Annotated in this window: 26 protein-coding genes and 1 tRNA gene; 23 read left to right on the top strand and 4 right to left on the bottom strand. The window is 66.9% G+C overall.

Features of this window, described 5'->3' with window-relative positions; all coding sequences use genetic code 11:
- Nucleotide 1: 1 nt before the first annotated feature.
- Genes CK206_RS07420 through CK206_RS07385 form a run of 8 tightly spaced genes read left to right on the top strand, consistent with a single transcriptional unit; the run spans nucleotide 2 to nucleotide 8,717 of the window.
- Nucleotides 2-1,240 carry an MCE family protein gene (locus tag CK206_RS07420; protein ID WP_096906014.1) on the top strand — a complete coding sequence of 413 codons (1,239 nt, stop codon included), beginning with the start codon at nucleotides 2-4 and terminating at the stop codon, nucleotides 1,238-1,240.
- The gene (locus CK206_RS07415; RefSeq protein WP_096906013.1) at nucleotides 1,237-2,292 is read left to right on the top strand and encodes an MCE family protein; all 1,056 of its coding nucleotides are present in this window, start codon (nucleotides 1,237-1,239) and stop codon (nucleotides 2,290-2,292) included. The genes CK206_RS07420 and CK206_RS07415 overlap by 4 nt, the downstream gene beginning before the upstream one ends.
- Nucleotides 2,285-3,433: an MCE family protein gene (locus tag CK206_RS07410; RefSeq protein ID WP_096906012.1), complete on the top strand. Its 1,149-nt coding sequence runs from the start codon at nucleotides 2,285-2,287 to the stop codon at nucleotides 3,431-3,433. The genes CK206_RS07415 and CK206_RS07410 overlap by 8 nt, the downstream gene beginning before the upstream one ends.
- Entirely contained in the window at nucleotides 3,430-4,695 is a 1,266-nt protein-coding gene (locus CK206_RS07405) for an MCE family protein (protein ID WP_096906011.1), read from the top strand. The genes CK206_RS07410 and CK206_RS07405 overlap by 4 nt, the downstream gene beginning before the upstream one ends.
- Nucleotides 4,695-5,963: an MCE family protein gene (locus CK206_RS07400; protein WP_096906010.1), complete on the top strand. Its 1,269-nt coding sequence runs from the start codon at nucleotides 4,695-4,697 to the stop codon at nucleotides 5,961-5,963. The genes CK206_RS07405 and CK206_RS07400 overlap by 1 nt, the downstream gene beginning before the upstream one ends.
- Nucleotides 5,960-7,378 (top strand): MCE family protein, encoded by a 1,419-nt coding sequence (locus tag CK206_RS07395; RefSeq protein ID WP_096906009.1) that lies wholly within the window; start codon nucleotides 5,960-5,962, stop codon nucleotides 7,376-7,378. Before CK206_RS07400 ends, CK206_RS07395 begins: the two co-directional genes overlap by 4 nt.
- Nucleotides 7,378-7,920, top strand: a complete 543-nt coding sequence (locus CK206_RS07390) for a hypothetical protein (protein ID WP_096906008.1) — start codon at nucleotides 7,378-7,380, stop codon at nucleotides 7,918-7,920. The genes CK206_RS07395 and CK206_RS07390 overlap by 1 nt, the downstream gene beginning before the upstream one ends.
- Nucleotides 7,917-8,717: a hypothetical protein gene (locus tag CK206_RS07385; RefSeq protein ID WP_096906007.1), complete on the top strand. Its 801-nt coding sequence runs from the start codon at nucleotides 7,917-7,919 to the stop codon at nucleotides 8,715-8,717. The genes CK206_RS07390 and CK206_RS07385 overlap by 4 nt, the downstream gene beginning before the upstream one ends.
- A 65-nt stretch (nucleotides 8,718-8,782) precedes the next feature.
- On the opposite strand, the gene CK206_RS07380 is transcribed toward CK206_RS07385, so the two are convergent.
- The 3 genes from CK206_RS07380 to CK206_RS07370 form a co-directional block, all read right to left on the bottom strand.
- Nucleotides 8,783-10,231: a trehalose-6-phosphate synthase gene (locus CK206_RS07380; RefSeq protein ID WP_096906006.1), complete on the bottom strand. Its 1,449-nt coding sequence runs from the start codon at nucleotides 10,229-10,231 to the stop codon at nucleotides 8,783-8,785.
- Between the two features lie 33 nt (nucleotides 10,232-10,264).
- On the bottom strand, nucleotides 10,265-10,447 hold the full coding sequence (locus CK206_RS07375) for a hypothetical protein (RefSeq protein ID WP_067711921.1): 183 nt from the start codon (nucleotides 10,445-10,447) through the stop codon (nucleotides 10,265-10,267).
- A gap of 70 nt (nucleotides 10,448-10,517) precedes the next feature.
- Nucleotides 10,518-11,900, bottom strand: coding sequence for a threonine/serine exporter ThrE family protein (locus tag CK206_RS07370; RefSeq protein ID WP_241504344.1), 1,383 nt, complete (start codon nucleotides 11,898-11,900; stop codon nucleotides 10,518-10,520).
- 77 nt (nucleotides 11,901-11,977) lie between these two features.
- Here CK206_RS07370 and CK206_RS07365 point away from each other — a divergent pair.
- From CK206_RS07365 to CK206_RS07340, 5 genes are all read left to right on the top strand, one after another.
- Nucleotides 11,978-12,050: transfer RNA gene (locus CK206_RS07365), tRNA-Thr, on the top strand.
- A 118-nt stretch (nucleotides 12,051-12,168) separates the two neighbouring features.
- Nucleotides 12,169-12,420, top strand: coding sequence for a toxin HicA (locus tag CK206_RS07360; RefSeq protein WP_096906005.1), 252 nt, complete (start codon nucleotides 12,169-12,171; stop codon nucleotides 12,418-12,420).
- 477 nt (nucleotides 12,421-12,897) lie between these two features.
- Entirely contained in the window at nucleotides 12,898-13,458 is a 561-nt protein-coding gene (locus tag CK206_RS07350) for an IS630 family transposase (protein ID WP_254050512.1), read from the top strand.
- The gene (locus CK206_RS07345; protein ID WP_069388925.1) at nucleotides 13,448-14,803 is read left to right on the top strand and encodes an IS256 family transposase; all 1,356 of its coding nucleotides are present in this window, start codon (nucleotides 13,448-13,450) and stop codon (nucleotides 14,801-14,803) included. The genes CK206_RS07350 and CK206_RS07345 overlap by 11 nt, the downstream gene beginning before the upstream one ends.
- A 94-nt stretch (nucleotides 14,804-14,897) precedes the next feature.
- Entirely contained in the window at nucleotides 14,898-17,615 is a 2,718-nt protein-coding gene (locus CK206_RS07340; RefSeq protein WP_096906003.1) for a hypothetical protein, read from the top strand.
- Nucleotides 17,616-17,635: 20 nt separating this feature from the next.
- On the opposite strand, the gene CK206_RS07335 is transcribed toward CK206_RS07340, so the two are convergent.
- Nucleotides 17,636-18,991, bottom strand: coding sequence for an IS256 family transposase (locus CK206_RS07335; protein ID WP_216824164.1), 1,356 nt, complete (start codon nucleotides 18,989-18,991; stop codon nucleotides 17,636-17,638).
- A 74-nt stretch (nucleotides 18,992-19,065) separates the two neighbouring features.
- On the opposite strand from CK206_RS07335, the gene CK206_RS07330 reads away from it, so the two are divergent.
- From CK206_RS07330 to CK206_RS07295, 10 genes are all read left to right on the top strand, one after another.
- Entirely contained in the window at nucleotides 19,066-19,416 is a 351-nt protein-coding gene (locus CK206_RS07330) for a hypothetical protein (RefSeq protein WP_096906001.1), read from the top strand.
- A gap of 30 nt (nucleotides 19,417-19,446) precedes the next feature.
- On the top strand, nucleotides 19,447-19,743 hold the full coding sequence (locus CK206_RS07325) for a hypothetical protein (RefSeq protein WP_096906000.1): 297 nt from the start codon (nucleotides 19,447-19,449) through the stop codon (nucleotides 19,741-19,743).
- Nucleotides 19,740-19,898, top strand: a complete 159-nt coding sequence (locus CK206_RS19845) for a hypothetical protein (RefSeq protein WP_159981099.1) — start codon at nucleotides 19,740-19,742, stop codon at nucleotides 19,896-19,898. The genes CK206_RS07325 and CK206_RS19845 overlap by 4 nt, the downstream gene beginning before the upstream one ends.
- A gap of 95 nt (nucleotides 19,899-19,993) precedes the next feature.
- Nucleotides 19,994-20,287, top strand: a complete 294-nt coding sequence (locus tag CK206_RS20100; protein WP_006898371.1) for a transposase — start codon at nucleotides 19,994-19,996, stop codon at nucleotides 20,285-20,287.
- Nucleotides 20,284-21,168 carry an IS3 family transposase gene (locus tag CK206_RS07320; RefSeq protein WP_007633589.1) on the top strand — a complete coding sequence of 295 codons (885 nt, stop codon included), beginning with the start codon at nucleotides 20,284-20,286 and terminating at the stop codon, nucleotides 21,166-21,168. Before CK206_RS20100 ends, CK206_RS07320 begins: the two co-directional genes overlap by 4 nt.
- 90 nt (nucleotides 21,169-21,258) lie before the next feature.
- Nucleotides 21,259-21,771, top strand: a complete 513-nt coding sequence (locus tag CK206_RS07315) for a hypothetical protein (protein ID WP_143337704.1) — start codon at nucleotides 21,259-21,261, stop codon at nucleotides 21,769-21,771.
- Nucleotides 21,772-21,871: 100 nt separating this feature from the next.
- The gene (locus CK206_RS07310; protein ID WP_096905998.1) at nucleotides 21,872-22,171 is read left to right on the top strand and encodes a hypothetical protein; all 300 of its coding nucleotides are present in this window, start codon (nucleotides 21,872-21,874) and stop codon (nucleotides 22,169-22,171) included.
- A complete protein-coding gene (locus tag CK206_RS07305) occupies nucleotides 22,168-22,707 on the top strand; it encodes a helix-turn-helix domain-containing protein (RefSeq protein WP_096905997.1) in 540 nt (179 codons plus the stop codon). Before CK206_RS07310 ends, CK206_RS07305 begins: the two co-directional genes overlap by 4 nt.
- A 140-nt stretch (nucleotides 22,708-22,847) precedes the next feature.
- Nucleotides 22,848-23,420: a recombinase family protein gene (locus CK206_RS07300; RefSeq protein ID WP_159981095.1), complete on the top strand. Its 573-nt coding sequence runs from the start codon at nucleotides 22,848-22,850 to the stop codon at nucleotides 23,418-23,420.
- Between the two features lie 63 nt (nucleotides 23,421-23,483).
- Nucleotides 23,484-23,690, top strand: a complete 207-nt coding sequence (locus CK206_RS07295) for a hypothetical protein (protein ID WP_096905995.1) — start codon at nucleotides 23,484-23,486, stop codon at nucleotides 23,688-23,690.
- Nucleotides 23,691-23,704: the final 14 nt, after the last annotated feature.

Below are 23,704 nucleotides of genomic sequence, written 5' to 3'. Positions count from 1 at the left end.
GATGGCGAGGACGGTCAGTCAGAGCGACGCGGTGCCCAAGCGCATCGCTGCCGCGAGCCTGGCGCTGTTCATCGTCGTCGTGGTCGCGACCTCGCTCCTGATGTTCGTGCGCGCCTTCGACGACCGGGTGCCGCTGACCGTGCGCAGCGATCGCGCGGGTCTGGTCATGGAGGCCGACGCGAAGGTGCGGTCGCGTGGCGTCGAGATCGGCAATGTCACCGACATCCGCCAGGAGTTCGACGGCGCGACCCTCGACATCGAGGTGGATCCCGCCGCTCTCGAGGCGATCCCGGCCAACTCGGTCGTGACGATCGGGTCCAATACGGTCTTCGGAGCCAAGTCGGTCGACTTCGAACCTCCGGCGCGCCCGGCCCCGACGGCCCTCGAGGCCGGGGCCGTCGTCGAGACGTCCAACGTCACCACCGAGGTGAACACCCTCTTCGAGGACCTCACCGTCCTGCTGGAGGCGATCGAGCCCGAGAAACTCAACGCCACTCTGGGCGCCATCTCGGGCGCTGTGGACGGCCGGGGCGAACAGGTGGGGCGCACGATCACCGATCTGAACGACTACCTGCAGGAGATCAACCCGCAGATCGAGACCCTCCAGCGCGACCTGGCCAAGGGGTCCCGCGTGGCCAACCTCTACGCCGACGTCACGCCTGACTTGATGCGGTTGCTCGACTCCGGCACGGACGTCGGCGCCAACGTCGTCAACAACCAGGCCCGGTTCGAGCAACTCCTGGCCTCCAGCATCGGAACCGGGGAGACCGGCAGGCGGCTGCTGTCGGAGAACGGCAACGAACTCGTCAAGACCCTGTCGGACCTGCGGGCGTCCACCAGCCTGCTCGCCGAGTACTCGCCCATGCTGACCTGTCTGATCGTCGGGCTCAACCAGGGTGTCGAGGGCGCGATGTCCGCCTTCGGTGGCAAGGACCAGCCGGGCCTCGTGTTCAAGGCCGGTTTCCAGCAGGGTGCGCGCGCGTACGAATACCCTAAGGACCTCCCGAAGGTCAACGCCAGCACCGGGCCCAACTGCTACGGACTGCCGTTCCCGGACCCGGACGTCCACGCCCCGTTCGTCGTCACCGACACCGGCTCCAACCCCGTGGAGGGTATGCCCGACGTGTTCACCTCTCGCCCCGCGCCGCTCTTCGGTCCACTCCGTCCGACCGTCCCCGGTGTACCCGCGCCCCCGACCCTTCTGCAGGTCATGCTCGGGATGGACGGGGGCACCCCGTGAGCGCGGCCCGCGCGGCAGCGCGCGACCTCCGCGCCACCGTGGTGAAGCTGACGCTGTTCACCACGGTGATGGCCCTGGTCCTCATCGGTCTGGTCGTGGTATTCAGCGAGTACCGGTCGGGTGACACCGAGGACTACAACGCCGCCTTCACCGACGTCTCCGGTCTCGAACCGGGGGACAAGGTGCGCATCGCGGGCGTCGAGGTGGGCACGGTCGGCAGCATCGAGCTGGCCGAGGGCAACACCGCCGCGGTGGAGTTCTCGGTGGCAGGGGACCAAGTGGTCCACACCAGTACCGAGGCGATGGTGCGCTACGAGAACCTCACCGGTGACCGGTACCTGGAACTCAAGCGGGGCGAGGGCGACCAGTCCCCGCTCGAGATCGGCGGGACGCTGCCCCTGTCCCAGACATCGCCGGCCCTGGATCTGGACGCGCTCCTGGGCGGGTTCCGCCCGTTGTTCAAGGCGCTCGATCCCGGCCAGGTGAACCAGCTCTCCGAGTCCATCGTCAAGGTGTTCCAGGGGGAGGCGGGAACCGTCCAGGACCTGCTCGCCGCGACGTCATCCCTGACACAGACGCTGGCGGACCGCGATCAGCTCATCGGCGACGTGATCACCAACCTCAACGGAGTGCTCACCACGGTGGCGGACAACCAGGACAATGTGGATTCGATCGTCGACGACCTCCAGCAGCTCGTCTCCGGACTGTCCGCGAACGCCGGACCGATCGGCGAGTCCGTCGACCGCCTCAACGACGCGAGCGCCAACATGACCACCCTGCTGGCCGACGTCCGGCCGGCCCTGCGTGAGGACGTAGCCCAGATCGACCGGGTGGCGACACTGATCAACGAGGACGAGCCCTTCGTGGAGGACGTGATCAACCGACTGCCGAGTGACTTCGAGAAGATGGGTCGGCTGGGCGTCTACGGCAGCTTCTTCCAGTTCTACCTCTGCGGCAACATCGTGCAGATCACCGACCCCGCCACCGGGCAGGGGCTCTACCTGCCGCAGTACGAGCAGACGACGGGACGGTGTGCCTTCCCCGATGAGTGACGATTCAAGCCAGGCGCCCCCCAAGGCGCCCCGCGGTCAACTCCGGTTCCGAGACCGCGATCCCAAGAAGCTCGGCGTGTGGGGAGCAGTGGGCGCCGTGGCGTTGATGGGGATCTCCCTCAACTACGACCGCATCCCCTACGTCAACGGGATGAGCGATGCCACCGTCTACGTCGCCGACGCGGCTGGACTGACGACCGGCGACGAGGTCCAGGTGGCCGGGATGAAGGTCGGGACGGTCCGCAAGATCGAGCTGGACGGTGACCGGGTCAGGGTGCGCTTCGCCATCAACCGGGGTGTCGAACTCGGTGCCGACACCTCCGCGCAGATCAAGACGGACTCGATTCTCGGCCGCCGCGCGCTCGGCGTCTTCTCGGACGGCCGCGGCGAGTTGGAGGACAACACGATCCCGCTCGATCGGACCTCCGTCCCGTACTCGCTCACCTCGGCGCTCGGTGACCTCAGCGACACGGTCGAGGCCATGGACACCGACAAGGTGGACGAGGCCCTGACCGTTCTCGCCGAGACCATGGAGGGGTCGTCTCCCGAGGTCCGGGGTGCGATCGACGGGATCACCCGTCTGTCCCGCTCCCTCAACGAACGCGACGAGGGGGTCCGACAACTGCTCGAGAAGGCGGCCGGTACCACCGATGTGCTGGGCAGGCGCAGCGACCAGATCAACCAGCTCATGGTCGACGGCAACACCCTGTTCACACAACTCGACCTGCGGCGTCGTGCTCTCAGCGAGCTCATCATGAACATCGACGAACTCGCGCGTCAGCTGTCGGGGCTGGTCCAGGACAACGAGGCCCAACTCGGGCCCGCCCTGGACAAGCTCGAGCAGGTCTCCGATCTACTGATCCGCAACAAGGACGACATCGACCTGGGCCTGCGCCGGATCGTCCCCTTCTCCACGGCGCTCGGCGACGCCGTCGCCTCCGGCCCGTGGTTCAACGCCTACATATCCAACCTGTCCCTCGGCCACTACCAGCAGACGATCCTCCGGGACGTCATGCCGCTGATCGACGACCGCGTCCAGCCTGAACCAGGTCTGGTCCGTGAACCCACCATGCCGGGTACTCCCGAGCTGACGTTCATGGACGAGCACCCCGGCTGGGGCGAGAAGAGGTTGCCCCGATGAGTCGACTCCTGTCCTCCACCGCGGCCAAGGTCGTGGCGCTGCTCGCCGTGATCGCGATCGTCGTGGGCGCGGTGTGGTTCTTCACCGCCCGCACCAAGACGATCACGGCCTACTTCCCGTCCACCCGGGGTGTCTACGAGGACGACACCGTGCGGGTCCTGGGTGTGCGAGTCGGCAGCATCTCCGACATCGCCACCGAGGACGGCAAGTCCAAGGTGACCATGGAGGTCGATCGCGACGTCGCCATCCCGGCGGACGCCAACGCACTGTTGGTCGCGCAGTCCCTCGTCGCCGAGCGCTTCATCCAGCTCACCCCCGCCTTCACCGGTGGGGAGGAGATGCCCGACGGCGGGACGATCCCCGTCGAGCGGACGGCCGTCCCGGTCGAGTGGGACGGGGTCAAGGACCAACTCATGAAACTCTCGTCGGCACTCGGGCCCGAGGAGGGGGAGCAGACCGGGCCGATGAGCGACTTCGTGGACTCCGCGGACGCCATGTTCGACGGTAACGGGGCGGAGATCCGGGACGCCCTGAACGAGGTCTCGCAGACCATGTCGCTGCTGTCCGACGGCCGGGAGAACCTCTTCACCACCCTCAAGAACCTGCAGCTCTTCGTCACGGCTCTGTCCCAGAGCGAGGATCAGATCGTCTCCTTCGGCGGCAGGCTCGCCAGCGTCTCCCAGGTGCTGGGCGACCAGACCGCGGACATCGATGCGGCCCTGCGCGATCTCGATCTGGCGGTGATGGACATCAACCGGTTCCTGGAGAACCACGGCGACCGGGTGACCACCGCGGTGGACAAGCTGGGCCGGGCGACCGAGGTCGTCCGCGACCGCCGGGCGGAACTGGAGGGCGTGCTGCACGTGGGGCCGACGGCGATGTCGAACTTCTACAACATCTACCGGCCGTACCAGGGTGTGCTCACCGGTGTCCTGGCCATGAACCAGATGGCCAACCCGACCAACTTCATCTGCGGCGCCATCGCCGGCCTGGCCAACAACACCGCCGAGTCCGATGCGCAATTGTGCGCCGAGTACATGGGTCCGCTGTTCAACTCGTTGACCTCCAACTACCCGTACGGCGCGGTCACCCCGCCGATCACCCCGACCGCCGAGCCCCACCAGATCTGGGACTCCCAGAAGCCCGGGACCCGGACCCCGCCCGGTGTGCAGCCGGTGTCGGACCGCCCGGACCCGCTGGTCAACGTCGTCAACCGTGGGGACAACCTCACCGACACCCTGCTCGTGACGGGAGGTGCCTGATGCTCGGCAACGGATCCGGATCCCGCCTGCGGGCGGTCGGCGCGCTCGGCACGGTGGTCCTGCTCTCGGGGGCCGGGTGTTCGTGGCAGGGTCTCAACTCCCTTCCGCTCCCCGGGGCCCAGGGCAAGGGTGAGGGTGCCTACGAGGTGACGATCGAGATGCCCAACGTCACGACCATCACCCGCAACTCCCCGGTGCGGGTCAACGATGTCAACGTCGGTTCCATCACCGCCATGCGGGTGGAGGACTACACCGCGATCGTCACGATCAGCCTCAACGAGGAGGTCAGGCTCCCGGCCAACGCCCACGCCAAGATCGGGCAGACCAGCCTCCTGGGCTCCCAGCACCTCGAGCTCTTCCCGCCGCCGGAGGGCGACCCGCAGGGCACACTGGCGGACGGTGACGTCATCCCGCTGGCCCGCGCCGGTGTCTACCCGACCACCGAGCAGACCCTGTCGGCGCTGTCGGTCGTCCTCACCGACGGCGGCCTGGCCCAGTTCGAGACCATCGCCACCGAGCTCAACACCGCCCTGGACGGCCGCGAGATCGACGCCAACGAGGTCCTCACGCAGCTGGACACCACCGTCAGCGGACTCGACGACCAGCGTGCCGACATCATCGCCGCGATGGAGGGGCTCGACCGTCTGTCGCGACAGATCAACGAGCAGAACGACACCCTCGCCCGGGCCCTGGCCCAGATGCCGGAGGCGCTGACGTTGATCAATGATCAGAAGCAGCAGCTGACCACGGCCCTGGTCTCGCTCGGCGACTTCGGCAACAAGGCCAACCAGGTCATCGATGCGGGCGGCGGACAGGATCTCGTGGACAACCTCCGCGATCTCACCCCGGTGCTCGAGGGGCTGGCGAACGCCGGGCGTGACATGACCCGGGTGCTCAGTTCGTTGATCACCTTCCCGTTCCCGCAGGCGGGTATCGACAACTTCCTGCGCGGGGACTACGCCAACCTCTACATTCACGCTGACGCGACGATGCCGCGCCTGGCGGAGACCATGCTCCTCGGTACCGAGTTCGGCAACCGGATGGCGGGTGTCGAGGGGTACGTCGGACTCGCCCCGAACCCGTTCGCCGGCGCCGACCCGTACTCCCTCGACGTGCCCCGACCGGAGCCCGCACCCGACGGCACGCCCGCACCCGACGGCGTGCCCGCGGCCGCGGGGGCCGCCACCGCGCCGGCGCAGGAGCAGACCGCCGGGGATCCCGCGCCCGCGGAGCCGTCCGCCACCCCGACCGAGGAGGCACCGCGATGACCCGTCTCGTCAAGATCCAGTTGACGATCTTCGCCGTGGTCACCGTTCTGGCCCTCACGGTCATGTCGGTGTCTTACCTCAAGCTGCCCACGGCCTTCGGATGGCAGCGCACGGACGTCGCCCTGGAGATGCCCGACACCGGCGGCCTCTACCAGAACGCCAACGTCTCGTACCTCGGCAACGTCATCGGTCGTGTCGACTCCGTCACCCTCACACCCGGGCACGTCGTGGCGAACCTGCACTTCGACGCGCGGGCCGATGTCCCGCAGAACGTCCGGGCGCAGATCCGCAGCGTCTCGGCGATCGGTGAGCAATACGTGGAGTTCGTCCCGGAGGGCGAACCGAGCGGCGAGCTGGCGGACGGGTCCGTGCTCGGGCGGGACCGGGTCGACATGCCCCAGGGAATCGGACCGGTACTGGACCAGGCCACCGTGCTCATGGCGTCGATCGACGATGCCAAGATGCGACGCGTGATCTCCGAGTCGTTCGACGCGTTCAACGGCTCGGAGCGCGACCTGCAGCGCTTCCTCGACTCGGCCCAGTTGTTGCTCGAGGAGGCCCGTTCCAACACGGACGTCACCCGTCAGCTCATCGCCGACGCCGAGCCGGTCCTGGACTCCCAGCTCCGCTCGTCGGACTCGATCCGGGCCTGGACCCGGAACCTCGCTGACCTGACCGATCAGCTCCGGGTCAACGAGCCCCAGCTGACCTCGATCATCCAACGCGGCCCGGACTCTCTGGCGCGGGCGACCAAGGTCCTCAACGATCTGCAGCCGACCATGCCGGTGCTGGTCGCCAATCTGGTGAGCGTCGGCGAGGTGGGCGTCGTCTACAACCGCTCCATCGAGCAGCTCCTCGTGATCTACCCCGCCCTGGTGTCCTCGCTCATCACCGCCATCAACGGCGCCAAGGACACCGGTGAGATCAAGGTGGACTTCAACCTCCAGATCAACGAGACCCCGCCGTGCACCACCGGCTTCCTCCCGGCCGATCAACGCCGCTCGCCGGCGGACCTCTCGGTGCCGCCGCTGATCAACGGCATCTACTGCAAGGTGCCCCAGGACTCGCAGCAGGTCGTGCGAGGCGCCCGCAACCTGCCGTGCATGGAGTACCCCGGCCGGCGGGCGGCGTCGCCCGCCGAGTGCGCGGCGAACGACTACCAGCCCGAGGGGATCAACCCCCCGGACACGAGCGAGGTCGGTCCGCCCGGGAACAACCCCAACGGGTGGAACGTTGTGCCGTCGTCGGACACCGGTGAACAGGAGATCCGCACGTCGGCCGCGATGTACGACCCGTCGACGGGCGAATACCTGGGCGCCGACGGCAAGACGTATCGTCAGCTCAACCTCGGTGATGCCGGACGACTCCCGGCGGACGCCGACCTGGCCGACATCCTCACGAACGGAGTGACCTAGTGCCACAGCCGGACGACAACCCCGCCGACCGTGGGCGCCTGTGGCTCACCGTGACCGCGGTGGTCGCGGCGGTATGCCTCGTGGCCGCCGTCGTCGCGACGTCGCTGTGGCTGGGTGAGCGGAACGCGGCGGCCTCCGTGCGCGCCGACCGGGCCTCCGCCGCCGAACTCGACGCCTCGTACCGTGACTTCGCGACGACCGTGATGACCAAGCTCATGACCATCAGGCAGGAGACACTGTCGGAGGACGTCGACGAGATCGTCGGCCTGATCGACGGTGATTTCTCGGAGCAGTTCGCGCCTCGCCGCGATTCGTACGAGGACGTCGTCAAGACCACTAATGTCGTCGCCGACGGTGTGGTGTCCGCCGCCGCCGTCGAACACTCCTACCCCGACCGGGCCGAGGTGATCATGGCGATCGACCAGACCATCGGCAACCCGAAGTCCGATGAGGACCAGGACCGCCAGTACCGTGTGCGCGTGACCGTGAACCGACACGACGACGGCGAGATGAAGGTCACGGGGGTGAACTTCATCCCATGACCACTCCCGACTCCGACATCCGCGCCACCCGTCGCGCCCGGCGCGAGGCCGAACGCGCGGCCCGCGCCCAGCGCAAGGCCGACGCCGCCCGCGAGCGTGCCCTCGAGGCCGCACGGGCCGGTGGGCTGTTCGAGGGCATGGAGGCCATGCCCCGGACCGAGACCGCCGACGCACGAGCGGACGAGGACACCGCCGACGCACGAGCGGATGAGGACACCGCCGGCGGGGCGACCGCCCGGCCGGCCTCCTCGACGCCCTCGCCGTCGCCGGCGTCCCGGGAACCGATCGACCCGGCCCGTCGGCGCACCCTGATCACCGCCCTGGCGCTGGTGTCGGCGGTCCTCGTCGTCGTCACCGGCCTGGCCACGTGGCAGTACGTCGAGGCCCGCGAGGCGACGGCGATCGAGGAACAGATCGCGGCCGCGCCCCGGGCGGCCACCGACGCGGCGCGCGAGATCACCACCCAGATGTTCACCTACGACCACCGGACGGTGGACGCGGACCTCGGAGCGGTACGGGAGCGGCTCGCCGACCCGGCGCTGTCGGAGTTCGTCGAGCAGTCCATGCCGACCGTCTCCTCCGCCGCCAAGCAGCAGGAGGCCACCGTCTACGCGACCGTCGCCGCCGCCGCGCCGCAGGAGGTGACGGACGCCGAGCGCGTCACCGTGCTGGTCATGCTCAACCGGATGGTCTCCACCAAGGACGCGCCCGAGGCGGCCAGTTCGGCCTCACGGCTGAGCGTGGACATGGTCCGCCAGGATGGGACGTGGAAGCTCGCCGAGCTCAACGCGCTCTGACCCGGACGCGCTCTGACCGCCGGCCGACGCCCGGGTATGGGGCGCCGCCCGGGGCGGACGGCGTCCTAGTCGTCCGAGGTGGCGTCGAGGGTGTTGAAGAACCGGCGGGCCCACGCGTGGACGTCATTGCTCAACACCTGCCGACGCAGTGACCGCATACGGCGACGTCGGTCCTCGGGGGAGTCGTCGACCGCGGCCATGATGGCGTCCTTGACCCCGTCGAGATCGTGCGGGTTGCACAGGTACGCCTGGCGTAGCTCCGCGGCGGCGCCGGCGAACTCGCTGAGCACCAGGGCGCCCTCGCCGTCGGTGCACGAGGCCACGTACTCCTTGGCCACCAGGTTCATGCCGTCCCGCACGGGCGTCACCAGCATGACGTCGGCGGCCGCGTAGAACGCCGCCAGTTCCGTCTTGGGCACGGGCCGGTGGATGTAGGTCACCACGGGGTGCCCGATCTCGCCGAACGTGCCGTTGATGCGGCCCACCGACTCCTCGATCCGCGACCGCATGATCTGGTACTGCTCGACCCGCTCGCGGCTCGGCGTGGCCAGCTGGAGGAGGGTCACGTCGGCGGGCTCCAGGCGCCCTTCCTCGAACAGTTCCTCGAGCGCGCGCAGGCGGACGTCGATGCCCTTGGTGTAGTCCAGACGGTCCACGCCCAGCATGAGGACGCGCGGCGACCCCAACTCCTCGCGCAGGCGGGCGGCGCGGGCCTGGGTCTCGCGCGTGCGGGCGGTGGCGTCCACGGCCGCGGAGTCGATGGAGATGGGGAACGCGCCGACCCGCACCATGCGGTCGTCCACCCGGATCTCGGAGGCGCGGCCCCGCGTTGACCGCAGTCGGACGGACGGGTAGCCGCGCAGGCGGTTGGCGAGGATCCGGAAATTGTCGGCCCCGCCCGGGAGGTGGAAGCCCACCAGGTCGGCGCCGAGCATGCCCTCGACCAGCTCGGTGCGCCACGGTAACTGCATGAACAGTTCGATGGGCGGGAACGGGATGTGGAGGAAGAACCCGATCGTCAGGTCGGGGCGCAGTTCTCGCAGGAGGCGGGGCACCAGCAGCAGCTGGTAGTCCTGCACCCAGACCGTGGCGCCCTCGGCGGCGGCGTCCGCGGTCGCCTCCGCGAAGCGGGTGTTGATCTCGCGGTAGGCGTTCCACCACTCGCGGTGGTACTCGGGGGCCACCACGACGTCGTGGAACAACGGCCACAGCGTGGCGTTGGAGAAACCCTCGTAGTAGAGCTCGACGTCGCGGGCGGACAGCCGCACCGAATGGAGCCGGATGCCGTCCGCGTCGAACGGATCGGGGGAGGCGTCGGGCACGCCCGGCCACCCCACCCAGGCGCCGTCGTTTGCCTTGAGGATGGATTCCAGCGCCGTCACGAGGCCGCCGGGGCTGGCCTTCCAGTGTTCGGTGCCGTCGCGGTCGACGACGAGGTCCACGGGGAGACGATTGGCGACGACGACGAAGTCGGCCCCCGCCCCGGTGGTCGCCTGCCCGGTACCGCTCGCCATCCCCTGCCCCTCGCCTCGGATTCCGTGGTCTGCCTACTCGGCGTCCGCCGTCACCTGCGGCTCCGGACCGATCCCCAGCATGTCGAGGAGCATCCGGCACTCGTCGGCGTCGGCCGAGTACGAGGCCACGACCTTGCGGGCCATGTCGGCGGTCTCGTCCGCGACCGGCTCCAGGTCGTCGAGCTCGGGTTCTTTGCTGGCGGCGGCGGATGCCATCGGTGTCCTCCTGTGATCGGTGGGGGGCGCGCGCCCTGTTCGGGCGACATCGTCCGCTGCCGATCCTACGTCACCCGTCCGCGGCCGCCGACCGGCGCAGATTGCGGGTCACCCACTCACCGAACACGATCCCGGCGGCCAGTGCCACCGCGATCGCCAACGCCTGGAACATCAGGCCCAGACCGATACCCGTCTGGTCGCTCGTCAGCGCCGACAGGCCGCGGTACACCGACAGGCCCGGCAGGAACGGCGTGATGCCGGCGATGGTCACCACCAGCGGCGGGACGGTGGCGATACGGGCGAGGATGCCGCCGATCAGGCCCATCGTGCAGGCTGCGAGGGCGGACCCCACCACCACTCCCAGCCCGGTGGCCATGACCGCCTGGAAGATGAGCATCCCGATCGCGCCGACGGCCGCGGCGAGCCAGGTCGCCCGCACCGTCGCATAGCTCGCCACGGCGAACCCGGCGGCGCCCACGCCCGCGGCGAACACCGCGATGTGGACCGCCGCGTTGCCGGCGATGGCCGGGTCGATCGGGGGTGGGGACATCCCGAGGCGTTCGAACGCGGCGAGTGCGATCGTGATCCCGCCCAGGACGCCGCCGGTCATGACCATCGTCTCGACGCCTCGCCCGGCGGAGGTCACGGGGAACCCGGTGATGGCGTCCTCGATGGCACCGACGAGGGTGAGTCCGGCGAGCAACACGATGATGCCGGCCGCGACCAGCTGGGACGGTTGGACCTCGATGAAGTTGTTGCTCACGGCCACGTATGCGGCGAGGGCCCACGCGGCCGCGATGAACCCGCCCACGACCTGCTGAAAGAAGCTCGGGAGTCGGTGGCTGTCCAGGTAGCGGTTGGCGTACATCAGGGCGAACGTCGAGACCATGGAGATGAGGCCGGCCAGCGGGCTACCCCCGAGCTGGATGACGACCGCGCACCCCAGCATCGCCCACCCCAGGACCGCGACGCGGAAGGAGTGCGGGTGCGGGGAGGCCACGATCCTCTCGACCTCGGCCGTGGCCTGGTCGACGGTGAGCTGACGGCGCACGATGAGGTCGATGAGACGGGACACGCGGGTCACCCGTGTCATGTCGACGGTGCGGTAGTTGACCACCCGGATGACCGAGATCGGCGGTCGGCCGCGACGTCGGTTGACCCCGATGGTCAGCGACGTGAAGGTGACCTCGACGGTCGCGCCCGGCAGGCCGAACGCCGCCGCCACGGACTCGGCCTGGGCGACGGTGTCCGCGGCGCCCTCGCCGGAGGACAGCAGGATCCCGCCGATCTCGAGGGCGAGGTTGAGGACGTCGGTGACGGCGCCGTCGTCGTCGAGGTCGACCGGCGCCATGGGGGACAGCGGGGGCTCGACCGCAAGGTCCATGGCGGACTTGCGCAGTCCCATCCACGCCAGTGGTCGGGTGAGCGGTGCCGGTGCGTCGCGGGTCTCCACGGTGCACACCGTAGTCAAGAGCCCCGACGGTGGCCGGGTTAGGATGACTGGCGGGCCGCGGCGGTGTCGCCGCCCGTGCTGGAGTGGCGCAATTGGTAGCGCACCCGACTTGTAATCGGGCGGTTGCGAGTTCAAGTCTCGTCTCCAGCTCAACTATCTGCGGTGATAGCGACGTCGGTCCGGTTTTGGGGTGTCCACCACCCCAAAACCACCCCTAAACTGTTGGGTAGTGATCGGGTGGCGATGGACACACTGTTAACGTCGTCGCATGTCGAAGCAGGCGAAACGCTTGGAGCGGATGAAGTCGCGGCCCCAAGACGTTCCATACAGTGACCTCTTCGAGATCTGCGTGGAGTACTTTGGGGAGCCTAGGCAGAACAAGTCGAGCCATGTCGTTTTCAAGACCCCTTGGCTGGGAGACCCTAGAGTGAACATCCAGAAGGGGTCGAACGGTAACGCGAAGCCCTACCAGGTGCGACAAGTCTTGAAAGCGATCGCGAAGATTCAGGAAGGAGGCTGACATGCCAGTATCTCACGTGCACTACGAGGTGGGTTGGTCTGAGGAAGACGGGGAGTGGGTCGCCACCTCGCCTGAGTTCCCATCGTTGTCTTGGCTGGCAGAGACCCCGCAGGATGCAATCGCCGGTTACATCCGTATGGTGCAGGATGTTATCAACGAGCTCGAGACTGAAGCCTCCAGTCAGAACCGAGTGCTAGCAGCCTGCTGAGTCCAGTGAGCACGAAGTGGCCCCGCCAACGAACTGGCGGGGCCACTTTTATGCGCTCTTCGGCGCAAGCCCGTCTAGGGCGGTGCGCAGGTCAGGGGCGGCGTGAGCCTTGTGAATGTAGTGCGTCGCCGTCACACGAGTCCCCGAGTGGCCTAGTGTCGTGCGTGTGAAGTAGTTTTACAGTTGGGTTTGTGAAATCATGGGGCATGGCGAATCGACCTGCCCCGGCATTGATGTTGCGTCCCGGCGATCGCGAGAAGCTTGAGAGAATGACGCGCTCGCAGTCGATGTCGGCAGGCATGGTGCAGCGAGCTCGCATCGTGCTGCTGGCTTCGGAGGGCCGGCGTAATGCGGAGATCGCCGAGTTGGCCGGGGCGTCGCGGCCGAAGGTGAACCTCTGGCGGTCCAGGTACGAGGACAAGGGCATCGGGGGCCTGGCTGATGAGAAGCGTTCTGGTCGGCCGCGCACGATCGATCACGCGGAGATCGTGACGGCGACCTTGATGCCGCCGCCGAAGTCTCTGGGCGTGACCCACTGGTCGTCGCGGCTGCTGGCGTCCCGGTTGAAGGTCTCGGCCTCGACGGTGGTCACGGCGTGGCGTGCCTACGGGATCAAGCCGTGGCGCTCGGAGTCGTTCCGGTTCTCCACCGATCCTGAGCTGGTCGGCAAAGTCACCGACATCTGCGGCCTGTACCTGGCGCCGCCGGAGAACGCGATCGTGTTGTGCGTGGATGAGAAGTCCCAGATCCAGGCACTGGATCGTACGGGCGTGTCAGATGGTCTGTGTGAGTTGATCCGGAGGAGGAATCATGAACGCTATGGCTGTTGACGACCACGACGCTACGGATGTATCAGATGCTGCTGGGCTTCGCCGGGAGGTGTTCTCGGATGCGCTGATTGATCACGTACTCGCCGAGACCCGTTCGCGAGGGTTGGAGTTGACTGGCAAGGACGGCTTTTTGAACGAGATGCTCAAGGCCGTCCTTGAGCGGGGCATGGGCGCCGAGCTGACCGAGCATCTGGGCCGCGATGCCCACGCCCGTGGCGGGGACGGAAACCACCGCAACGGCACTTCGCGCAAGACCGTGGCCACCGAGGTCGGCCCGGTGGAACTGGATCAGCCCCGCGATCGGCAGGGCTCGTTCGCCTCCCAGCTCGTCCCGAAGGGCGCCCGCCGGCTCGGCGGGCTGGAGGACCAGATCATCTCGCTGTACGCCGGCGGAATGACCGTCCGGGAGATCGAGCACCACCTCGCGCGGACCCTGGGGGTGGAGCTGTCGCACGAGTCCATCGCCAACGTCACCGACGCGGTCCTGGACGAAGTCGCCGCCTGGCAGCACCGCCCGTTGGAGGCGTTCTACCCGGTGGTGTTCCTGGACGCGATCCACATCAAGATCCGCGATGGAGCCCACGTGAAGACCCGCGCTGCCCACATCGCGGTCGGGGTCGATCTTGAGGGCGTCAAGCACGTGCTCGGCATCTGGGTGCAGGCCAAGGAAGGCGCGGCGTTCTGGGCCAGCGTGTGCGCCGAACTGGCCAATCGCGGCGTCAAAGACGTCCTGATCGTGGCCTGCGACGGGCTGACCGGACTGTCCGAGGCGATTGCCGCGACCTGGCCTTTCGCCGAGGTGCAGACCTGCGTGGTGCACCTGATCCGGGCCTCGATGCGGTTCGTGTCCTACAGCGACCGCAAGAACGTGGCCAAGGCACTCAAGCCGATCTACACCGCCGCCAACGCCGAGGCCGCCAGAGCCGCACTGGAGGCCTTCGCCGAATCGCCGCTGGGCGCCAAGTACCCCACCGCCGTCAGGTCGTGGGAGGCCGCCTGGGAGCGGTTCATCCCGTTCCTGGCCTTCGGCCCAGCCACACGCAAGCTGATCTACACCACGAACTCGATCGAGTCGCTGAACTACCAGCTGCGCAAGATCACCAAGAACCGCGGGCACTTCCCCAGCGATGCCGCCGCGATCAAGCTGCTATGGCTAGCCATACGCAACATCGAGGACCGACGAGACCGAGAACGCGCCAAGGACGCTCAACGCCGAGCAGACGGCCACGCAGGCCCCCGGAAATCGATCCCCAGACTCGTCGAAGGCGCCACCATCCACGGTTGGCGAGCCGCACTGGCCGAACTCGCACTGGCCTACCCGGAACGCTTCGACCCCCACATGTGACAGACATCACTAACCAAAACTCACACAATTATCTTGACAAGCTCCGGACGAGGCGTACCAGGCCGCGACCGCCACCCTGTTCGGCTCCGATGCCATGCGCCTCGCGGGCATCGCCGCACAGCAGGGCAGCGCCGGATTCAACACCCTCAACGAGGCGATCAACCGTCAGGGTGGCGCGGCCGATATGGCAGCGGCAAAGACGCGTGGTCTGCCGGGCGCGATCAACAACCTCCAGAACCAGGCAGAGACCGCCGCCGTTTCCCTGTACGAGCTGGTGGACGGGCCACTCGCCGACCTCGCTGACTTCTCGGCGGACGGTATCGAGAAGGTTCCGGGCGCACTCAAGGCTGTCGCCGATGCCGCCGCCCCCGTCGGGACAGCGGTCGGCGGTGCACTCTCGGTAATACCTGGCGACGTTCAGGCAGCTCTCGCAGCTCTCGTCGCGCTACGCGTCACCGGACTAGGTGACAGCCTCACGTCCCGCGTCGTCTCCACCGGGGGCACGATGCGAAGCCTCGGCGAAACGCTGGCCCTCACGAGCATGTACGCCCGCGACAGCGTCACCGCTAACGGTGTGATGGGCGCGTCCATGCAGGGCGTCGGGAAGATCGCAGGCGGCATGAAAACCGCCCTCGGCGGGGTCGTCAGCATGCTCGGCGGACCGTGGATGATCGGACTGGCCGCCGCAGGGCTCGGTGTCAGTCGATGGATGCAGTCCAACGCAGAGGCCGCGCAGGCGGTCGCACAGCACAAGGCGGATGTCGACACCCTCGCCACGTCCCTCGATCAGGTGACCGGCGCAGTCACCGAAGCCACCCGCGCCACCGAGGCGAAGAAACTGGCCGACGAGGGAGCGTTCGCTGCCGGCCGCGAGTTCGGGCTCTCCGAGCAGACGATAACGAACGCCGCGATGGGCAACGCCGACGCGCAGCGGACGGTCGACGACGCCATGCGCGCGCGGCTCGCCACCACTGCCGAGTCCATTGCCTCCAACGAGGTGCTACGCGAGAACATCGAACGTGGCGGCATCACAGTCGGCGACTTCACCAACGCCCTCATGCTCAACCAGGGCGCACTCGACAAGCTGTCCGCCGCCGGTATCGACACCGGATGGGTGCTGCGACACCGCACCGAGGACATGGTCACCCTGTCCGATGCGGTCGGCGCGTCGAACGGCCGAATCACCGAGGCTCAGACCAAGTTCAACGAGCTGGCCGCCGCCACAGGCAAGGCCGGTCTGACCGCTCAGACGACCAGCGAAGCCATGCGCCTCATGGGCGACGCCATCGTCTCGGTCCCGGACAACAAGACAATCGTCGTCTCCTCGCTCACCGACCCCGCCCGCGCCGAGCTGGAGCGGCTGGGCTTCACCATCGCCGCTATCCCCGGTTCGAAAGACCTCAAGGTGACCTCGCCCGGTGCGCTGGACCTCATCACAGTCCTCGAAACCCTCGGAATGACAGTGACCAGTCTCCCCGGCGGTCACATCGAGATCACGGACACCACCGACGAGAACATCGCCGCAATCAACGCTCTCACCGGCAAGGTGCATGAGCCGAAGAACGGGACCGTCACGATCAACAGCGCGGACGTGGACCGGGCGCGCGGTCACGTCAACGACCTGAACAACATCAAGACGCAGTCGACGCATACGGTCATCATTGGAACCGTCAACCGTGGCGGTAACGATGTCGCTACCGACGGGATCACGGTCGGGCAGCACTACGCCGACGGCGGTATCCGGTCGTTCGCTGACGGGGGTACCCTGCCGTCGCAGGCCGTCATTGAGCGCCCCCACGGGGCACGTGGGCTGGTGCAGTGGGCCGAATCGGAGACCGAGGGCGAGGCGTTCATCCCTCTCGCCCCCTCCAAGCGCAAGCGGTCCCTCTCCATCTGGGCCGAGGTCGGGCAGATGCTCGGAGCGCTAGACCCGAACAAGGGCGATCCCGGTCCGATCCTGTCGTTCGCCGAGGGCGGCATCATGGCCTCCGGGCTCATAGACCTCGCTAAGCGGGTTGAAGGCAAGCCCTACGTGTGGGGTGGCGTCAATTTCGGGGACTGCTCCGGGGCCGTGTCAAGTTTGGCGAACTACGTCAGCGGACGCCCCCCGTTCGGGTCCCGATTCGCTACCGGAAACGAGGGCCAGGCCCTCCGCGAGCGTGGCTTCCTGCCCGGTCGAGGCGGGGCCGGGGATCTGCGGATCGGTTGGTACAACGGCGGACCGTACGGCGGCCACACCTCGGCAACCCTCCCCAACGGGGTGAACTTCGAGATGGGCGGAGCGCGCGGCAACGGCCAGTACGGCGGGCAGGCCGTCGGCGCGGACTGGGGCCAGTACACCGACCACGCCTACCTCCCGATGGATCGGTTCGCCGACATCGACGAGGCCGTCTCGGGTGACGCCACGTCGGCTATCGCCGCAAGGCTGGGCACCGGGAACCCGGACATGCCCAACGATCCCGGTTCGCCTGCCGCACAGTCCCTCACGATCAGCGGCACCACGGCCGAAGGCGGACACGGCACACCGGTCTACGTCACGAACTGGCCCGGCAGCGGCGTCAACTCAAGCGGCCCAGGCGTGGCCTCGCAGGTGGAAGCAACCATCCCCGGCGGCTTCATCGAGGGCATGTCCGTCGCCGGCATGATCGCCAACGCCGTCGGACGCCCGGACCTCGTCAAGGTCGAGCAGTTCGCCAATGGCGGATTCTCCGGACTCGAAAACCATACGGCGCAGATCGTTCCCGGCGGGTCGTGGCGGGTGTGGGGTGAGCCGGAGACGGGCGGCGAAGAGCCTGTCAAGATAATTGTGTGAGTTTTGGTTAGTGATGTCTGTCACATGTGGGGGTCGAAGCGTTCCGGGTAGGCCAGTGCGAGTTCGGCCAGTGCGGCTCGCCAACCGTGGATGGTGGCGCCTTCGACGAGTCTGGGGATCGATTTCCGGGGGCCTGCGTGGCCGTCTGCTCGGCGTTGAGCGTCCTTGGCGCGTTCTCGGTCTCGTCGGTCCTCGATGTTGCGTATGGCTAGCCATAGCAGCTTGATCGCGGCGGCATCGCTGGGGAAGTGCCCGCGGTTCTTGGTGATCTTGCGCAGCTGGTAGTTCAGCGACTCGATCGAGTTCGTGGTGTAGATCAGCTTGCGTGTGGCTGGGCCGAAGGCCAGGAACGGGATGAACCGCTCCCAGGCGGCCTCCCACGACCTGACGGCGGTGGGGTACTTGGCGCCCAGCGGCGATTCGGCGAAGGCCTCCAGTGCGGCTCTGGCGGCCTCGGCGTTGGCGGCGGTGTAGATCGGCTTGAGTGCCTTGGCCACGTTCTTGCGGTCGCTGTAGGACACGAACCGCATCGAGGCCCGGATCAGGTGCACCACGCAGGTCTGCACCTCGGCGAAAGGCCAGGTCGCGGCAATCGCCTCGGACAGTCCGGTCAGCCCGTCGCAGGCCACGATCAGGACGTCTTTGACGCCGCGATTGGCCAGTTCGGCGCACACGCTGGCCCAGAACGCCGCGCCTTCCTTGGCCTGCACCCAGATGCCGAGCACGTGCTTGACGCCCTCAAGATCGACCCCGACCGCGATGTGGGCAGCGCGGGTCTTCACGTGGGCTCCATCGCGGATCTTGATGTGGATCGCGTCCAGGAACACCACCGGGTAGAACGCCTCCAACGGGCGGTGCTGCCAGGCGGCGACTTCGTCCATGACCGCGTCGGTGACGTTGGCGATGGACTCGTGCGACAGCTCCACCCCCAGGGTCCGCGCGAGGTGGTGCTCGATCTCCCGGACGGTCATTCCGCCGGCGTACAGCGAGATGATCTGGTCCTCCAGCCCGCCGAGCCGGCGGGCGCCCTTCGGGACGAGCTGGGAGGCGAACGAGCCCTGCCGATCGCGGGGCTGATCCAGCTCCACCGGGCCGACCTCGGTGGCCACGGTCTTGCGCGAAGTGCCGTTGCGGTGGTTTCCGTCCCCGCCACGGGCGTGGGCATCGCGGCCCAGATGCTCGGTCAGCTCGGCGCCCATGCCCCGCTCAAGGACGGCCTTGAGCATCTCGTTCAAAAAGCCGTCCTTGCCAGTCAACTCCAACCCTCGCGAACGGGTCTCGGCGAGTACGTGATCAATCAGCGCATCCGAGAACACCTCCCGGCGAAGCCCAGCAGCATCTGATACATCCGTAGCGTCGTGGTCGTCAACAGCCATAGCGTTCATGATTCCTCCTCCGGCTCAACTCACACAGACCATCTGACACGCCCGCGGCGGAAGCCTACATCCCGTTGGCCTCGCATAAGCGTGCCCGGTCCACCGCGATCCTCGCCGAGACCGCCAAACGCTTCGGTTACAAGCTCGGAGCCGGGGTCAACCTTGCCGGGTCCGCGCTCATCGGCGGCGGCCTCGACACCGGCTGGGGCGGCCCGTCCCTGTCCGACATCGGAATCGACGGCGGGGCACTACGCGAAAACCTGCAACCCGGACTGAACGCCGAAGCCGAGAAGTTCGGCCAGTACGTCGCCGCCGCAGCCGCCCAATTCCTCGGCGAGGTGCAGCACTCCGTGGACGGAACCCTCGCCCAGGTCGACGCCGGCAAGAGCCAACTCCGCCAAGCGTTCTCCGGCGCACTCATCTAAACCCATCACATAACCAAGGAGCACCACCCTTTGATTACAAGCACCCGCCCCGACCAGGGCACCCGCGCCGGAGGCGTCCACGACCTCGTGTGGAGGCTCCGCAAGGCCGCGCTCGATGGCGACAGGCCAGGCAGAGCGCTCGCCCTCGTGCGTCACCTCGACGCCGACACTGCACGCGCAGCGCTCATCGTCGCGATCGTCAGCGAATCGTGGCCCCACGAAGACCAGGAGGCCATGCGCAAGCCCGAAAGCGACACCCGCGAACAGGCCAACGCCATCCTCCGCGAAAACCGCCGACTCCGAAACGAATACCTGGAGACCGCATGACCACCACCGCACCGCCCACCCCTGACGACGAACCCACCGGCCCCGCAGCCGCCCACGCGCGGCGATACGGCAAGCCGACGCCGGTCGACCCCAACACCCTCACCGGCCCCGCAGCCGCCCACGCCCGGCGCTACCCCAAGGAGAACAACCGATGACCCACGCAGCCCCCGAGACCGAGACTGGACCGTTCCCGCTCTGGTGGACACCCGGAGATGAGCGGTGAGTTCCCCCAAGATAGAGGGAGCGGATTATGGGATCTACTCGTCGGAGCTTCACTGCCGAGTACAAGGCCAACGCGGTAAGTTTGGTCATCGATGATGGCCGTGCGATCGCCGAAGTTGCACGCAGTATCGGCGTTCACGAGATGACGTTGGGGAAATGGGTGAAGAAGACTCGAGACGAGGGAAACGGTGAGTCTGACCGCCCGTTGAATGAGGACGAGCGGGCGGAACTCGAGCGCCTTCGCGAAGAAGTGAAGCACGCCCGGATGGAGGTGGAGTTCGCAAAAAAAGTAGCGACCTGGTTCGCGAAAGACCCGCGGTGAAATTCGCGGCTATCGCGGACTGGGCTGAATCCGATTCATATCCGGTCACGTTCATGTGTGCTCAACTCGGCGTATCGACTTCTGGCTACTACAAGTGGCGCGGCAAGTCGCGCTCAGCTCGAGACCTCCGAGACGACGAGTTAACAGCGCTGATCGAGTACCACTACGAGCACCTCAACGGCCGTCCCGGCGTTCGGCGCATGCGTGCGGAACTCGCCGCCGGCGGCCACCGGGTCTCGCACAAGCGGGTGTGGCGGCTCATGAAGGTCGCAGGTCTGGAAGGCCGCCACCCGAAGGCGTGGAAACGCACCACCGTCGCCGGAGACAGCCCCGTTGGGGCACCTGACCTCATCGGCCGCGACTTCACGGCGGCCGAGGCGAACACCAAATGGTGCGGCGATATTACTTACGTACGGACCTGGAACGGCTGGGCGTACCTGGCCACCGTCATCGATCTGCACTCCCGGATGGTCGTCGGATGGGCCGTGGCCGACCACATGCGAACCGAGCTGGTCACCGACGCACTGGACATGGCCATCGCTCGTCGTCGACCACCCGGAAAAGTCATATTCCACAGCGATCGCGGAACTCAATACACGTCCACCGACTTCCATAAGTACTGCACGAAAAACAATATCCGACGATCATTGGGGCGCACTGGCATTTGTTTCGACAACGCGGTCGCAGAATCATTCTTCGCGAGCTACAAGAAGGAACTCATTCACACGCGCCCGTGGCCCACTCTAAAAGCACTCAAAAAGAGCACATTCACCTGGATTGAGGAGTACTACAATAGGGCCCGACGACATTCCACACTGGGCTATTTGACACCAGCCGAGTTTGAACTAGGATTCAGAGACATATACGAACTCGCCGCTTAATTGCAGTGGCCACTTTAGCGGGAACACTCCAAGACCGACTACCAGGAGCGCAGTACGTGGCGTGACGCCCTCGCTGGCCTACTCGACCTTGTGCGTAGTGGTGACGACGTGGACCCGGCCGAGCTTGCCGACACCCGCGCCAAGGCTGACGCCGAAGCCGAGGTGGAGACGGGGCGCAAGGCGCGTGCCGAGCGAAAGCGCGCCGACCGTGAGCAGTCCGCCGCCGCCGCCCGTGCGGACGAGATCGCCGCCGGGATCGACCCTAACCACCGCGCCACCGCCGACGAGAAGATCGCTGCCGCATGGGAGAACTACCTCGCCGCCCTCGAAGAGGTAGTGGCGGACGGCAAGGCCCACAACGTCGCCGTAGCCGAGCTGGCACGCGCCTGCCGAGAGGCCGGCGTGCCCGTCATCCGTGCCGACCAGCCGCGCCCCGAGGGTGACGCCGTGGTCGCTTCCATCGGTGACTGGAACCGGCAGCGCCCGACCTGGCGGGGTGTCTCCTACGGCGTGGTCGAAGTCGAGTCCGAGCGTCTGCCCCACAACGCAGACAAGTCGCCGCGCCGGCAGAAGCTCGACCGCCTACGTGGCCGGATGACGTAACCCCCAGACCCGGCGCGTCGTAATGGTGTGCGCGCCGACCCCGGCACCCCGGCCCACCACAGCCGGGGTGCCACCCCAAACCCCAACCAGCGGAGCACCCATGACCAACGAACCCACCATCGACCTCGACTTCGACACCCGCTGGACTCTCGCCCGCGCCGGCATCACGCAGGTTGACGAACTCATTTGCGCTTGGCCCAACGCCACCCCAGAGGAGACCGTCGCAGTCGTCGCACGCCTCAACATCACCGCAGTCGAAATACTCGACACCCTCCAAGACATTCAGGCAGCCCTCGCCGCCATCGGCCACGCCATCGACACCCACCCCAACCCGGACATCCGAAACATCACCATCAACGGCCAACCCCTCCGCCAGCAGACCAACAAGGAGTCACGATGACGAGTGACGTTCCCGGTAGAGATGTAAAAGATCCGCCCCTCGCTGAGCAGTTCGCGCCGACGGTGGCGCGGTTGCATTCTGAGGGGCTGGGTAGGAATGCGATTGCTCGCGAGTTGGGTATCTCTACGGCGACGGTGTCGAGTGCTGCCCGGATTGCTGGCGTCTCGTTCGACACTTCCGGGACGGAAGTGGCGACGAGGTCGCGGGTGCAGCAGTTGGCTGAGGCTCGTGTCGATCTGGCGGATATGGCGGCGGACTTGGCTACTCGTGCTGGCCGGCGGCTGAGGGTGGAGTTGGACGCCAACGTGCTGTCGCCGAACAATGTGCGGACCTTGGGCATTGCGTTTGGGATCGCTGTCGACAAACTGGTCGCCCTGTCCGCTGAGGTCACCGATGAGCGGGATGAGCATGCGGCGGCGAGTGTGTGGCTGGAGGGATTGCAGCTCCAGATTCAGGCCGCGGCTGATGGGTTGATGCCTACTGATGAGCGGGGCAATGTCCCGTTTGAGGTGGGTCCGCCTCGCAACCTGGGGTAGTTCGCCACTGTCTCACTTCCTTAGTTATGGGACGGTGCGATTGGGACACTTTGCCGGCGGTGTTGTCGCAGGTCGCTGAGTCCGATTTAGTGCGGTCGTCTCATTGACGGATGGTGCCGACTTGTGGGACAGTCGCAGGCATGACTACTTCGACGGGTTACATCGTTGGTTACGCCCGAGTTTCGACTCAGCACCAGAACCTTGAGCGGCAGCTCGACGCCCTCGAAGCTATGGGTGCGCAGAAGGTCTTCGTGGACAAGGTGACTGGCCGGACGATGGACCGCCCTGGCTGGGAGCAGTGTCGAAGCCACCTCCGCCCCGGTGACACGCTCGTGGTCGATGCACTGGACAGGCTGGGCCGTTCGATGATCGAGGTGGTCCAGACCCTCACTGACCTGACCAACGACGGGGTGACTGTCCGTGATCGTGGTGACCGGGTGCTGTCGACCTCGGACCCGATGGGTAAGGCGCTCGTGTCGATCATGGCTGCGTTGGCTGAGATGGAGGTTGACTTGAAGGCTGAGCGGGCTGCTGCGGCTCGTGAGGCGGCTAGGGTACGTGGACGTCAGACGGGGCGTCCGAGGGCTCACACGGCCGATATGGCGGCCTCTGCGCTTGCTATGCGCGAGTCGGGTGCCACGGTGGCTGAGGTGTGCAAGGAGTTCGGCATCCCGCGGTCGACGTTCTACCGGTACGCCAAGGCGGCTGCGTAGTAGTTCCGGCTCGGATAGCGCAGATCTAATGTCCCCTGCGGGTCGCAGGTTTAGTTTGGACCCATGAGCGAAATCGTGCGGTTAGAAATCAAGATGACGAGCGGCAACATGTTCGTGATCGGGGTCGAGGGTTCAGATCCTGATCAGACACTGAGGGAGTTCCTGGCAGGCATCGAGAAAGAGAAGTGGGTTCAGACGAGCCAATCCGACGGCACTCCTGTCGCGTTCCCTGTCGACAAGATTGCCCACATTTTCGCCAGCCGGCACTAGATTCACGGCCGCCA

The organism is Dietzia sp. WMMA184 (assembly GCF_002441635.1).
In the GTDB taxonomy this organism is placed as follows: domain Bacteria; phylum Actinomycetota; class Actinomycetes; order Mycobacteriales; family Mycobacteriaceae; genus Dietzia; species Dietzia kunjamensis.
Note: the sequence above shows the minus strand (reverse complement) of the source record. Positions and strands in the feature narration are given on the sequence as shown.